Annotated in this window: 15 protein-coding genes and 1 riboswitch; of the genes, 10 read left to right on the top strand and 5 right to left on the bottom strand. The window is 45.0% G+C overall.

Annotation, left to right across the window (positions count from 1 at the left end; genetic code table 11):
• Positions 1 to 133 precede the first annotated feature (133 nt).
• Entirely contained in the window at positions 134 to 592 is a 459-nt protein-coding gene (locus tag ACWNM1_RS14365) for an Lrp/AsnC family transcriptional regulator (RefSeq protein ID WP_341125902.1), read from the top strand.
• A gap of 85 nt (positions 593 to 677) precedes the next feature.
• Here ACWNM1_RS14365 and ACWNM1_RS14360 read toward each other — a convergent pair whose 3' ends face one another.
• Both ACWNM1_RS14360 and ACWNM1_RS14355 read right to left on the bottom strand, forming a co-directional pair.
• Positions 678 to 3254 carry an FAD-dependent oxidoreductase gene (locus tag ACWNM1_RS14360; RefSeq protein WP_449601441.1) on the bottom strand — a complete coding sequence of 859 codons (2577 nt, stop codon included), beginning with the start codon at positions 3252 to 3254 and terminating at the stop codon, positions 678 to 680.
• Between the two features lie 6 nt (positions 3255 to 3260).
• On the bottom strand, positions 3261 to 3545 hold the full coding sequence (locus ACWNM1_RS14355) for an ArsR/SmtB family transcription factor (protein WP_042185935.1): 285 nt from the start codon (positions 3543 to 3545) through the stop codon (positions 3261 to 3263).
• A gap of 101 nt (positions 3546 to 3646) precedes the next feature.
• On the opposite strand from ACWNM1_RS14355, the gene ACWNM1_RS14350 reads away from it, so the two are divergent.
• The 4 genes from ACWNM1_RS14350 (at position 3647) to ACWNM1_RS14335 (ending at position 5659) form a co-directional block, all read left to right on the top strand.
• Positions 3647 to 3967 (top strand): rhodanese-like domain-containing protein, encoded by a 321-nt coding sequence (locus ACWNM1_RS14350; RefSeq protein WP_341125897.1) that lies wholly within the window; start codon positions 3647 to 3649, stop codon positions 3965 to 3967.
• A gap of 4 nt (positions 3968 to 3971) precedes the next feature.
• Complete coding sequence (locus ACWNM1_RS14345) at positions 3972 to 4391, top strand: rhodanese-like domain-containing protein (protein WP_449601440.1); 420 nt, start codon at positions 3972 to 3974, stop codon at positions 4389 to 4391.
• Positions 4391 to 4753 (top strand): rhodanese-like domain-containing protein, encoded by a 363-nt coding sequence (locus tag ACWNM1_RS14340; protein WP_449601438.1) that lies wholly within the window; start codon positions 4391 to 4393, stop codon positions 4751 to 4753. Before ACWNM1_RS14345 ends, ACWNM1_RS14340 begins: the two co-directional genes overlap by 1 nt.
• 228 nt (positions 4754 to 4981) lie before the next feature.
• Positions 4982 to 5659: a hypothetical protein gene (locus ACWNM1_RS14335; protein WP_449601436.1), complete on the top strand. Its 678-nt coding sequence runs from the start codon at positions 4982 to 4984 to the stop codon at positions 5657 to 5659.
• Here ACWNM1_RS14335 and ACWNM1_RS14330 read toward each other — a convergent pair.
• Positions 5651 to 6004: a hypothetical protein gene (locus ACWNM1_RS14330; protein WP_449601435.1), complete on the bottom strand. Its 354-nt coding sequence runs from the start codon at positions 6002 to 6004 to the stop codon at positions 5651 to 5653. The genes ACWNM1_RS14335 and ACWNM1_RS14330 overlap by 9 nt on opposite strands.
• Before the next feature lie 224 nt (positions 6005 to 6228).
• Here ACWNM1_RS14330 and ACWNM1_RS14325 point away from each other — a divergent pair, with 224 nt between their 5' ends.
• Positions 6229 to 9063, top strand: a complete 2835-nt coding sequence (locus tag ACWNM1_RS14325) for a glycoside hydrolase family 3 C-terminal domain-containing protein (RefSeq protein ID WP_449601476.1) — start codon at positions 6229 to 6231, stop codon at positions 9061 to 9063.
• Positions 9064 to 9097: 34 nt separating this feature from the next.
• Positions 9098 to 9514, top strand: coding sequence for an HIT family protein (locus ACWNM1_RS14320; RefSeq protein ID WP_449601433.1), 417 nt, complete (start codon positions 9098 to 9100; stop codon positions 9512 to 9514).
• 66 nt (positions 9515 to 9580) lie between these two features.
• Here ACWNM1_RS14320 and ACWNM1_RS14315 read toward each other — a convergent pair whose 3' ends face one another.
• A complete protein-coding gene (locus ACWNM1_RS14315; protein WP_449601432.1) occupies positions 9581 to 9913 on the bottom strand; it encodes a hypothetical protein in 333 nt (110 codons plus the stop codon).
• A gap of 196 nt (positions 9914 to 10109) precedes the next feature.
• Positions 10110 to 10218, top strand: a riboswitch (guanidine-I (ykkC/yxkD leader).
• Positions 10219 to 10304: 86 nt separating this feature from the next.
• On the opposite strand from ACWNM1_RS14315, the gene ACWNM1_RS14310 reads away from it, so the two are divergent.
• The 3 genes from ACWNM1_RS14310 to ACWNM1_RS14300 all read left to right on the top strand — a co-directional run bounded on the left by ACWNM1_RS14310 (position 10305) and on the right by ACWNM1_RS14300 (position 11998).
• Positions 10305 to 10649 carry a DMT family transporter gene (locus ACWNM1_RS14310; RefSeq protein WP_449601431.1) on the top strand — a complete coding sequence of 115 codons (345 nt, stop codon included), beginning with the start codon at positions 10305 to 10307 and terminating at the stop codon, positions 10647 to 10649.
• The gene (locus ACWNM1_RS14305) at positions 10650 to 10964 is read left to right on the top strand and encodes a DMT family transporter (protein ID WP_042125359.1); all 315 of its coding nucleotides are present in this window, start codon (positions 10650 to 10652) and stop codon (positions 10962 to 10964) included.
• A gap of 134 nt (positions 10965 to 11098) precedes the next feature.
• Positions 11099 to 11998 carry an aldo/keto reductase gene (locus ACWNM1_RS14300; RefSeq protein WP_449601430.1) on the top strand — a complete coding sequence of 300 codons (900 nt, stop codon included), beginning with the start codon at positions 11099 to 11101 and terminating at the stop codon, positions 11996 to 11998.
• A gap of 79 nt (positions 11999 to 12077) precedes the next feature.
• On the opposite strand, the gene ACWNM1_RS14295 is transcribed toward ACWNM1_RS14300, so the two are convergent.
• Entirely contained in the window at positions 12078 to 13151 is a 1074-nt protein-coding gene (locus ACWNM1_RS14295; RefSeq protein WP_042185952.1) for a M42 family metallopeptidase, read from the bottom strand.
• Between the last annotated feature and the right edge of the window lie 489 nt (positions 13152 to 13640).

Raw genomic sequence — 13640 nt, 5'->3', positions numbered from 1 at the left:
TTTACTATTGTAGGGTTATTATATATAACAAGTTATCTTGATTACATAAGGCAACTAAGTTAAATTAGCCTTATAACGGTTAATTACAAGCTAGTTTATAGAGTGAACCTTAAATTTAAAGGAAGTGATTTCGATGGACCATATTGATAAGCAAATTCTTTTTCATCTTCAAAATCAAGCAAGAATTTCTATGACAGAGCTGGGGAAATGTGTCGGTTTATCGCAACCTGCAGTTACGGAAAGAGTTAGGCGTATGGAGGAGAAAGGCATCATCAGCGAGTATCGCACCATAATTTCCCCTGAAAAGATTGGAAAACATGCTGCTGCCTACATGTTATTTCATTCTAGGGATTGTAATGCATTCCTTGATTTCTGCCGCTCAAGTCCTGATGTCGTCGAATGTTACCGTATAAGTGGGGAACACAACTACTTATTGAAAGTAGTAACCGACTCTACAAGAGCCCTCGAGGAGTTCGGAAATCAATGTGACAAATATGGTACCTATACGATTCTAATCGTGATGTCATCGCCAATCGATCATAAATTTCTTATACCATCGCTTGAAGAAGCAAGCATCAACTTGCTGAGTTAGCATTGAACATTACTCTGCTAGCCCTAAGCACAGCAAAAAGACTCTTCTATATAAATAGAGGAGTCTCTTTGCTGTGTTAAGGCATTTAGATAAATAGATTATGACTAGATTGATCCGCTTGACCGAGGTAATACCCTACGCCGCCGATTTTGACGCCGTCGATCAGTTCTTCACGGGTGATGCCCATAAGATCCATAGACATTTGGCAGGCAACGATCTCGACGCCTTGGTCGACAGCCATTTGAATCAATTCTTCCAATGAAGAGACATTATTGTTCTTCATTACAGAGCGGATCATTTTGGAGCCCATGCCCATCATGTTCATATTCGAAAGCGTTAGCTTCCGACTGCCGCGGGGCATCATCGCTCCGAACATTTTACCGATAATATTCTTGTTCACAGGTACTTTCTCATCCTTGCGGATAATGTTTAAGCCCCAGAAGGTAAAGAACATCGTTACTTTTTTGCCGCTGGAGGCTGCTCCATTAGCAATGATGAAGGAAGCGATCGCTTTATCCAAATCCCCGCTGAACACAACCATCGTACTTGCGTTACTAGTTTGGACGGGTTGTGCTCCTGCTAGTGCGGATTCTTCACTCAATCCTTTGCACAGATAAGCTTCGATCATACCCGTAGGCAGCTTCGTTAATTGCAAAAGCGTGTGCTTCGACATGCGAGCCCATGCCTTAATATCTTCATAGAATCCCGGATCGGAAGCCGTTACCTTTAAAATTTGTCCGTCCAAGAGCGGGTCCATGCTCATCTTGACTTGAATCAGCGGTCCAGGGCAGCACAGTCCGCAAGCATCAAGCACGGAATCAGGTGTTAAATCCAGTTCTTGTTCGACTGGGACGGATACAGTGGCGCTGGAGTTGGCCGAGAAAGCTGTAGCATTGGTATTTGCTGTAGCTGAAGCAGTGCCAGTCCCATTGCTAGTGTCAGTTCCCGCTGCTGCGATTTCTTTACGGGCTGCCACTGAAATACCTGCGTTTGGCGTCAGGCTATCTTTTTTTTTAGGCGAATATTTACTCAGTTGATAGGTCTTATAGCCTCCAGTCAGATTCTTCACACGGAAACCTTTTTGCTGCAAAATCCGGGAAGCTGTGTAGCCTCTAAGTCCAACTTGGCAATACACCCAAATTTCTTTACTAGGGTCAAGCTCACTTAGACGACCACGCAGATCATCCACAGGGATGTTAATGGAGCCTTCAATATGGCCGTTGGCATGCTCGATTTCCGAACGTACGTCAACTAAAATGGTATTGTTGTTGTCACGACCTTCTAAATCCTTAGGAACGAATACTGTAGTCATGCCTTTTAAAATATTTTCAGCAGCAAAGCCAGCCATATTCACTGGATCTTTAGCGGAAGAGTAAGGAGGGGCATAGGTAAGCTCCAATTCCGTTAAATCAGTGACCGTACCTCTAAAGCGAATCACTGTAGCGATATCGTCGATACGTTTATCTACTCCACTGTAACCCACAGCTTGTGCGCCGAGCACCGTACCTTTTGGATCAAAGATCAGCTTCATTGATATTGGAGTTGCCCCCGGATAATAAGTTGCATGAGAGCTTGGATGAACATAAATCACGTGATACGGTAAGCCTAAACGCTGTAATGTTTTTTCGTTATTGCCGGTAGAAGCACCAGTCACACCAAATACTTTAATGATAGAAGTCCCTTGGGAACCTTTGTAGGTAGTGCCTAGACCACTGACGTTGTCCGCAGCAATCCGTCCTTGCTTATTGGCAGGACCAGCTAGTGGAATAGCAGTTTTAGTTCCGTTCACGAAATCAACCACCTCGACCGCGTCACCTACTGCATAGACCTGATCCAAATTTGTTTCCATGCGCTCGTTGACCAAGATATGGCCGCGTGGACCGAACTCTAAACCACTATCCTTCAAGAAAGAGGTATCCGGCGAAACGCCGATGGCCAGCAGAACCATATCACTTTGAAGCACAGTGCCACTTGCCAACTGAACCTCTATTTGTTCACCAACTTCTGCAAACCCTTGGACCATATCGGAAAAAATAAGATTAACGCCATGCTCGTCGAGCTCTTTTGCCAGAATAGAAGACATTTCAGTATCGAACGGAGCTAAGATTTGTGGACCCGCCTCGATCAAGCTTACTTCTAGACCTGCTTCTCTGAGGTTCTCCGCCATCTCAACACCGATAAACCCACCACCGATCACAACGGCGGAACGAGTGCCTTCGGCTGCAACTTTGGTTTTGATTTTATCGGTGTCGGGAATGTTGCGCAGCATGTGAATTTTGGAACTATCGATACCAGGTAGATTCGGACGAATCGGTTTAGCGCCTGGCGATAAAATAAGCGCATCGTAACTCTCTTCATAGGAACCACGTTCCTTGCTTTCTACTCGTACTTTCTTGTTTACAGGGTCGATAGACACCACTTCGCTTTGAATCCGAACATCGATGTTAAATCGTTTATGCATCGCCTCTGGTGTCTGAACCAGCAGCTTGGAGCGATCCTGAATGGAACCTCCGATATAATAAGGTAGTCCACAATTGGCAAAAGAAATGTACGGATCACGCTCAAACATAACGATATGAGCCTCTTCATCTAATCTCCGAAGCCTGGCGGCCGCTGATGCGCCTCCTGCAACTCCACCGACAATCAGTACTTTTTTACTCATGATGATTTATTCCTCCCCTAAAAATAGCTGAATTAGATGTTTGATTTTCTCGTCTTTAACAGAATAGTTAATTTCCAGTCCATTACGTTCCGTTTCGACAATGCCTAGAGCTCTAAGCTTCTGCAAATGCTGGGATACCGTAGATTGTGGAAGGTCGAGACAGTCCTGCATGAAGCTAACGTTGCAGCTGCCTTTTTCAAGCAGACCTTTAATGATGCACAAGCGAACGGGATGAGCGATAGCCTTTAAGGTCTCGGCGGTTTGGTTATAGGCTTTGAAATTTTTGTCCATGGTTATGAACTCCTCGCTTTACAAAATCCTTATATAGGAATATTATGATATAGTGATATGAAAATAAAGTTATTTTTATAAAAGAGAAGGAGAGATGCTCGATGTCTTTTAAAATTTCAAAGGAAATTACCCCTCAGCAAGTGGCGGAACGTCTGAAGAATGGAGAGGCTCCTACGCTACTAGATGTACGCGAACCCGCCGAATGGGTGGAGGGACATGTGATCGGTGCGAAGCATATTCCGCTTGGGCAGCTGTTAATGCGTATAGATGAACTAGATCCTAATGGAGAGACGATTGTGATGTGCCTAAGTGGTGGTCGTAGTGGACTGGCGTGTGAGCTGCTGAGCGAAAAAGGATATAACGTTGTGAATATGATGGGCGGATTAAGCGCCTGGACGGATGATTTTTTGGTACGGGGGTAATAGCATGAACATGGTGTTTACGATTCTACTGAGTATAGTAATTGCTTTTAGTATTGTAAGGTTCTTACGTTACGCTTGGCCAGTCCGTTCACTCTCCTATGTAGAAGCCCGCGACGTTCGCGAATTAGCAGATCAATCATTGGACATGAAAATGCTCGATGTTAGAGATGCCGTAGATTATGAGAAGGATAGTATCCGTGGTTCGATAAATATATCGATTGGGCGGTTAGCCTATGTCTGGCAACACTGTCTATCTCCTGAAGATTCGGTTCTAATTCTTGCTGATAGTTACTATAAAAGAAATAAAGCTGCGAGGATCCTTTATAAGCAGGGCTTTCGAAAGTTATATGCGGTAAATGGTGATTTTTTAGGAAGCAAAAGAACACTCTCCGACATTTCGGTGAAAGGTTGTTGTGAAGGATAATGGATTTAAGCTCATTGATGTCCCGTCTCGGATTTGGTAAAAGCGCAAGTGTAAGTGTAAGAACGCTAAAGGTGTCAGAGTTTCGGAGCGAAATGGAGCAATCCAAAAATAGGCTGCTGATCGATGTCCGCGAACCGGATGAATACAAGAGTGGATTTATTCCGGGGGCGAAAAACATCCCGCTGTCTCAGTTGGAAAAGCGGCTCGGTGAGATCCCTAAGGATCGGGATGTGTTGCTCTACTGCCGCAGCGGTATGCGAAGCAAAAGTGCAGCGCGGATTCTGAGTAAGCAGGGGTATACTCGGCTTGCACATTTGCAGGGCGGGTTAAGTAGCTGGAATGGGAAGTTGAATCGACGGTAGGCTTTAGGGGATTTCGTACTGAGCATAGTTCACCTGAGATAGCTTTAACGTACTTAAACTAATTAGCTTTTTTGCTGGATAAGTTTTATTTAGCTGGATCTAGTGTTGGCTTTTGAGTGTTATTGACAGTATTAGAAAGTGAATATTATACTTTTGAGTAATAGGACGAAGCACGTCCCGTACCCATATTGGGTGCGGGATTTTTTTATGCCAAGGAGGAGAGGTAGTATGGGATTTGCGGAGGAGCATCGTAAGTGGGTAGAGGATCATATTAGTCGAAGAACAGGAGAACGTCGGGGGAGATTGGAGCGGGGACATGGCCATGGTGAGCGGATGTTTTTGGAGAAGGTATGGTGGCCTATGATGGGGCATTTCAATGACCTTCATCCTGAATATGAAGTGTTGGATTGGCGTAGCAAGCCCTACTTTGTTGATTTTGTGTGGAAGCCTGGACGGGTTATGTTTGCATTTGAAGTAAAGGGCTACGGCCCACATGTGCAAAATACAGACCGAACACGCTACAGGCAGGAGCTGAATCGAGAGACTTATCTGCAAATCGCGGGTTATCGGGTCGTGGCGATTCCTTATGATGATCTGGATGCGAGTCCTGAACTTACGATTACTTTGTTAAGACCATTGTTGATGCCGTACCTCGCTGTGAAGATGGAGGAGAAAAGGGAGTTTAGCCGACTGGAGCGTGATATTTTGCGGATTGCGGTTCGCACGAATGGGTGCATTCGTCCGGTTGATTTGGTGAGGGAGCTTGGGATTGATAAGCGTACGGCTCGAAAAGGACTGAGTGCTCTCAGCGAAAAAGGAAAGTTTTTCCCAATAGTTTCTCAGGAGAGCGGTAGAGTCTGCAAATATGAATATATCCATTCCTTAAAGGATATTCAGTTATGGTAAGGCAATTAAAATACCCCAGATACCGCCCATAAGGCTAAAATTGGGCAGAAGAGGGGTAAAAATACCCCAGATACCGCCCATAAGGCTAAAATTGGGTAAAAGAGGGGTAAAAATACCCCAGATACCGCCCATAAGGCTAAAATTGGGCAGAAGAGGGGTAAAAATACCCCAGATCCCACCCAAAAGGCTGGAAATGGGCGAAAGAGGGGTAAAAATACCCCAGATCCGACCCAAAAGGCAAGAATTGGGTAAAAGAGGGGTAAAAATACCCCAGATCCGACCCAAAAGGCTAAAATTGGGCAAAAGAGGGGTAAAAATACCCCAGAGCAGCCCTCTCCAATCCACCTCGCCCCCTTATCATCCGCATCTCACTTCACCAAAGGAGACGGGCGAGCGAAGCACCCCATAAATCTCTAATTGTGACCTGATTTTCACTTAGATTGTTTAGGTGTTACTTATCGAGCTAATCTTCTATGATTATGTTGATAGACCAGATTTGTGTTAGACACAGACAACTACCTCGAGAACATATGAAACCGCTATCAACTTGAATCGAAGGAGCGATTATGATGGAAACAGTGACATCTAAATATCCATTTCAGCAGATTGATTTACCCTTAAATGACCGAGTGCAGGATTTGATCTCCAGATTAACGCTTGATGAAAAAGTAAGCCTGATTCCCCAGTATCAAGCGGCCATAGAGCGTTTAGGCGTTGGAGCCTATAAGCATGGTACAGAAGCGGCGCACGGAATCTCCTGGCTTGGAAAAGCGACCTCTTTTCCTCAGCCAAGCGGACTAGCTTGTACTTGGAACCCAGAGTTAATGAAGGAAATCGGCTCGGCCATTGGAGATGAAGCAAGAGCATTTTACAAAAAGAATCCAACGGTGAATGGCCTGACATTATGGGCACCAACGGTGGATATGGAGCGTGACCCACGTTGGGGTAGAACGGAAGAAGCTTACGGTGAAGATCCAGAATTAACTGGACAACTCAGTACATCACTTGTGCAAGGAATCCAAGGCGATCACCCGGTGTATTTGAAAGCGGTCGCAACGCTTAAACACTTCCTAGGGAACAACAACGAGATCGAACGCGGAAATTGTTCCGCCAGCATCGATCCGAGAAATATGCGTGAGTATTATCTGGAAGCATTCAAGCCTGCTTTTCAAGAAGGTGGCGCACAGTCTATGATGACCGCCTATAACTCGGTGAATGGCGTGCCTGTAATTCTTCATCCGGCAGTAATGGATGTTGTCAAAGGCGAATGGGAAATGGATGGGTTTATCGTAAGCGATGCCGGCGATCTTTTTGGGATTGTGAAGGATCATAAGTATTATGAATCTTTTGCACAGTCGATGGCGGAATCTATCAAAAACGGAATTGACAGCGTAACAGAAGAAACTGAAGAGACGATCAAGGTTCTTCATGAAGCACTAGACCAAGGCCTACTATCAGAGGAAGATCTGGATCGTGCACTAACTAACACATTTAGAGTTCGTTTCCGTCTGGGAGAGTTTGACCCCGATGAAGGTAATCCATATGCAGCAATCGACGATTCCGTAATTCTTAGCAAAAAACATGCCGCACTTTCCTTGGAAGCTGCCAAACAATCCATTGTGCTGCTGAAGAATGATCAGGTAACATTGCCACTGAGCAAGACTGAATTAAACAAAGTGGCGATTATTGGTCCACTTGGCGATGAAGCTTTCAGAGACTGGTATTCCGGCACATTACCTTATGGAGTGACTCCGCTGCAGGGTGTTAGCAAAAAGCTGCCTGGTAAACAGGTTACTTTTGAGAGCGGTGCTGATCAGATTATCTTTACCTCAACAGCTAACGGCCAAGCGATCGGAATTACGGGTGAGGACGGAAGGTTGGCTGTACAGCATGACACGGCAGAGCACGGAGAATTGTTTCAACATACGGCATGGGGCTGGAATAGTAATACTCTGAAGGCGACAAGCCGTGGACAGTATGTAACTTTAAGCGAAGCGGAGACACTTACAGCATCTGCTGATGAAATCTACGGCTGGTTTGTAAAAGAATCCTTGAACATTGTCCCGGAAGCTGAGGGTAAAGTCTCTTTGCGGACTTGGAATGACAAATTGATCTCTGTGAATGCTGAGGATGGCACGCTGCAGGTTGCAGATCAGGACGCAAGTGTGGACGCTCGTCTTTTCAAAAAGAACATCGTTACAAACGGACTGGACGCTGCGGTAGAAGCTGCCAAAGCAGCTGAGGTAGCAGTGGTTTTTGTCGGTAATCATCCACTTCTTAATGGAAAAGAAGAAATCGACAGACCTGATATTGTACTTCCGGAAGAGCAGGAACGTTTGGTCAAAGCAGTCTATGAAGCGAATCCGAATACAGTGGTAGTTATCGTCGGCAGTTATCCGATTTCTTCCACTTGGATTGACGAGAATATCCCGGCAGTATTGTATACATCCCACAGTGGACAAGAGCTTGGCAATGCGGTTGCAGAAGTGTTGTTCGGAGATTACAGTCCTTCTGGCAAGCTGAATATGACTTGGTTCCGTTCTGTGGAGCAGCTGCCTGAGCTGATGGATTATGATATTATCAAAGGTAAAAGAACCTATATGTACTTTGACGGTAAGCCATTGTATCCTTTTGGTCACGGCCTAAGTTATGCTGAAATGAATTACAAGAATCTAAATTTGAGCACAAAGGAACTGCAGCAAGACGATACGCTTAACATTTCCGTTCAAGTGGATAATACTGGAGCAGTCGATGGGGACGAGGTTGTTCAGTTATATGTGCAAGCTTTGAATTCCCGGGTCAAACGTCCGGTTAAACAGCTGAAGGGCTTTGAAAAAGTGAGCATTACCGCAGGTCAATCGAATACTATAGAGTTTGCATTACCAGCTACAGAGTTAGCATTCTGGGATGTTACACGCGAACAATATTGCGTCGAAAATGGAGAATACGCAATTCAGATCGGCCGTTCTTCTGCTGATATTAAATTATCTTCAGTAGTAACGGTGAAAGGGGACATCATTCCTTCCCGTAATTTATATAACAACACCAAAGCAGAGAACTATGATGACTACGAAGGCGTATATCTGGACGAATGCAAAGCAGGCGGGGCTTCGGTACATCCGGTAAAAGAGGGCGCTTGGATCGCTTTTAATGACGTATTGTTCAATCATGGAGCAGTAGCAATTGAAGCTCTGGTCTCCTCTGCAAAAGGTGGCAGCATTGAGATCAGAACCGGAAGCGCAGCTGGGAAACTGGTTGGAACCGTGACCGTCCCTTCTGGTGGAGTTCTGCAACAGTGGGACACATTGAAAGACGAAGTATCCGTGGAGCCGGGTACTAGCGATGTTTATGTAGTTTTTAACGGTGAGGTGCTTCTCAGCCGGTTTCAATTTAATCAATATTAGAGATGACCTTTGATTATGGGATGGAGTGTGCTATATGGAGTGTTTGGGATGTCGGATTGCTAACGGAATTGAGCCTAACGTAAAAGTAGTATATGAGAATGAATTTATTACTTGTGTGCTAGATATCGCTCCGTTTAACGAAGGACATCTCCTGATCCTTCCTAAAAAGCATTACTGGGATCTCGAAGACATCGACTCTGAGACTTCCTATGCGATAATGGACGGGGCGAAGAGGTTGTCAGTTGTTCTGAAGACTTTGTTCGAACCAGAAGGTATAAGCATTTGCCAAAATGGCGGAAAGTTTAACGATTTGACCCACTATCATATGCATATTATCCCTAGATACGAAGGCGATGGATTCGCTTGGAGTGAACCAATACACCCGCACGGTGCTGAGAATTTTTTAAGTCACACGCAAGCAAAGATTCTTGACGTATTAAAAGGACTATAAACATAAAAAGGGCATTCCTGAAGCAATATCAGGGATGCCCTTTTCCTTTTATTATAGAGTAACGCTCTAATCACATCCGCCACCCCCACCGGAATCTCCTCCGCCGAAATCTCCCCCGCCACTGTGTCCGCTATCCCCACCCCAGCTATGACCGCTGTCATGTCCGGAATGGTGATGGGAGTCGCTCCCGTGATGGTGTTGTTGATGTTGGTGATTAGAATGATTCGGGTTATTTGTATCCAGCAGATCTGGATGGCTAGCTGCCATAAAAGACATGTTGGCGGCGTCATCTCGTCTATTTCTTTCAAATCGGTTGCTGTTCGAGCTTGAACCATTACGAACTACGGACTGTACGATTATAAATACTATAACACCAATAAACAGTATCCCAAAGACCATTAGATCGCCCTCCTAGTTGTTCATTATAAGCTGTATTTTCTTAAATTGTACCATAATATTGAATAAATGGATTTAAGGAAATGAAATCAACGCTTATCTTCAACCTTTCTTGATAGTTGCTATGAGTTTGTTCTTTTTTATTTAGAAAAGGTTGATTTTATCACCCCGATTTGCTACCATACGATGTAACTTAATAGTTATTGTTTTCTAGGGTTCCGCAGCTGGTGCACAGCTGGTCTGGTCCGAGGGAAAACGCACGAACAGCATCGTTCGTGTCTACACGGAGGGATAAAAGCCCGGGAGGTATCGTTATAAATGACGATGACCTTCCGGGCTTATTTGTTTGTTTCGTGGGCAATTATAAAGTTAGTGAATTGAAGGAGGGCTTGGAATGAAGAACAATTCAGAGTGGTTAAAGGTAGTTGGTGCAGCTGTTTTCGAGGTCATGTGGGTCATCGGCTTAAAACATGCCTCCACGATGTGGGAGTGGCTGATAACTGTGGTAGCTATAATAATAAGCTTTTATGTGATGATTTCAGCGAGTACCAAATTGCCGGTCGGCACGGTATATTCCGTGTTTGTTGGTCTAGGAACTGCAGGGACAGTAGTTGCGGACATGGTTTTATTCGGAGAACCGTTCAAGTTGATGAAGCTGGTTCTAGTGGTTATTTTGCTGGCAGGCGTTATAGGATTGAAAATGGTGACCAAAGAAGCCGAAGTAAAGGGGGCGTCTTAAATGGCATGGGTATTTCTGGTCGTTGCTGGTTTATTTGAAATGTTTGGCGTAGCTATGATTAATAGGTTGAATAAACACCGGAATTTCCTGTCGTTCGCGCTGCTCTTTCTTGGTTTTGGAGCAAGCTTTCTGTTCCTGTCTTTAGCTATGAAGAGTCTGCCGATGGGAACAGCTTATGCGGTATGGACGGGGATCGGTGCATCCGGCGGAGCGATTCTGGGGATGATATTGTATGGAGAGGCCAAAGACTGGCGCCGGATCGTCTGTATTATTATGATTCTGGGGGCTGCTGTGGGACTAAAGCTGATAGCTTAGTCAGGTATTCATTCTTTACTTTTTCTCTTCAAAAGAGAGATTAGTTATAAATTGGACACGATTCAGATGTTTAGAAAGGTTCTTATAGGTCGTATAAAGTAAGTATACAATACTTCAATAAGGGGATTTTTAATATGACTAAGGATTCAATCGAACATTTGGCTGAAATCGCAAGAATGAACCAATCTAACCGCATGCTGCTTCCAGATGGAACGTCACTTCCCAGAATTGGGCAGGGCACTTGGAATATGGGTGACGACAATTCCCGTAGGGACGAAGAGATTGCTTCCCTGCGATTAGGCGTGGAGCTAGGCATGGATTTAATAGATACGGCTGAGATGTATGGGGACGGACGCTCGGAGCTTTTAGTAGGTGAGGCTATCCAAGGCATTCGGGATCAAGTTTACTTGGTGTCAAAAGTCTATCCACATCATGCCGGGAATGAGAACCTTATCCGCAGCTGTGAAGAAAGCTTGAAACGCTTGAATACGGATCATCTGGATCTTTATTTGCTGCATTGGCGGGGAGATATTCCACTAGAAGAGACTGTTGTAGGTATGGAGAAACTAGTCTCTCAAGGAAAAATAGCAAGATGGGGTGTATCCAATTTCGATGTCGACGATATGAAAGAACTGCTTGGTATTGCTGGTGGAACGCATTGTGCAACCAATCAGATTCTATATCATTTAGGGTCCAGAGGAATTGAAACTGAACTGCTGCCATGGCAGAGAAGTCACAAGATCCCGGTAATGGCTTACTCACCGCTTGCACAAGCTGGTTCACTCCGAAAAGGAGTAATCGAGAGTGAAGTCGTTCAGGAAATCGCCAGTGCACATCAGGCAACTCCGCTTCAGATTATGTTAGCTTGGACGATGCGTGAAGAGGATGTTATTTCTATCCCAAAAGCTTCTTCTCGTAAGCACGTCATTGAGAATGCTGCTGCAGGCTTGATTACGCTAAGTGACGATGAAATTTGGAAGCTGGACGAAGCTTTCCCAATACCTTCTTGGAAAGTGCCGTTAGATATGATTTAATTCAGTTCTATTCACATAAAGAGAAGCCCTCAATCACTGTAAAAGTGTTTGAGGGCTTCTTCTGTCATTCCTTGTGCGATTAGCTGTTCTCAATAATTGTCTGTAGTGTAGTCCGGTCAAGGCCTTCTACCAGCTTGATCAGAAGCTCTTTAGCAGCATCGTAGTCATCACTGTGAATCACTGATGAAGCGGTGTGTATGTAGCGGGAGCATATTCCGATTACTGCGGAAGGAACGCCAATTCCACTAACATGAACCTGACCTGCGTCTGTTCCGCCTTGGGATACAAAATACTGATATTTGATCCGGTGGGTATCCGCTGTATCTTGAACATATTCAATCAGACCGCGATGTGTAACCATCGTAGGATCAAAAATACGCAAGAGAGCCCCTTTGCCCAGATGGCCAAATGCCTGACTGTCACCAGTCATATCGGCAGCAGCGCTCGCGTCCAGACCGAAGAAGATGTCTGGTGACAGGAGATTAGCCGCAGTACGCGCGCCCCGAAGACCTACTTCCTCTTGTACAGTGGCACCAGCGAAAACGGTATTCGGCAGCTTTTTACCATGCAATGCTTTAACTAGTTCAATGGCGAGACCTACGCCGTAACGGTTGTCCCAAGCTTTCGCCAAGATTTTTTTGGGATTAGCAAGGGGAGTAAAAGGACAAATCGGCAGAACTTGTTGGCCTGGTCTAACGCCAAAGCTTTCTGCTTCTTCACGGCTGTCTGCACCGATATCAATATACATTTTGCTGATTTCGCCAGTCTTACCACGTTCTTCGTTGCTTAGCAAATGGATAGGCGTACTGCCAACAACTCCGGTCAGCGTTCCTTTAGGTGTAATGATATGTAGGCGCTGGGATGCAACAGCAGAGGCAAGCCAGCCGCCAAGTGGTTGAAAACGGATCATTCCGGTGTTAGTAATTCCAGTTACCATAAAACCTACTTCGTCAAAATGCCCGGCGACCATAATCTTTGGCCCGTTCTCTTCGCCGCGCAGTACGCCGAACAAACTACCGAGACGATCCTGTACGAACTCTTCAGTATAAGGAGTCATAGCATCCTTGACGTAAGCGCGGAGTTCGCGTTCAAATCCTGGGGCTGAGGGAAATTCGGTAAGTGTTTTGAACATGTCCAATGTTTCTTGATTCATATGAATTCACTCCTTTATTAAAATATAAGAACTCATTTATACATCATTCTTATATTTCTACGAGAAACGGATGTTATCCATAAATGGACTACATCGTTATTTCTTCCTGCAACCTAGTATGAACATTCTGGGCTCACTTGTCCATGACAAGAGACAATGAACACCGGGCACGAGCTCCACGAATACTATGCATTAGAGGCTTTGGTCAGGAGCCTTAGAAAGGATGCGAAGATGAATGAGGGTAGCGGGTAGCGTACCCCCAAGAAGGGTGCAGGGAGGATTATCAAGTAGGAGCCTACAAGGAAACGGAACGCGGAGACGATACTGGCGACACAATCCAAGGGAAAGAGAAGCAGTACTTATTTTTGTGCTCTTTTTATTGCTGATTGTTGTGTTACTGTATTTTTCCTGAACTGGAGGGACATAACGAAGCGGAGGATGGCAAACAATAAGGAAAACTTCTAAGCGAAGAGCAACTTAAGGGGCTTA

Source organism: Paenibacillus sp. Marseille-Q9583, from assembly GCF_976954365.1.
Note: the sequence above shows the minus strand (reverse complement) of the source record. Positions and strands in the feature narration are given on the sequence as shown.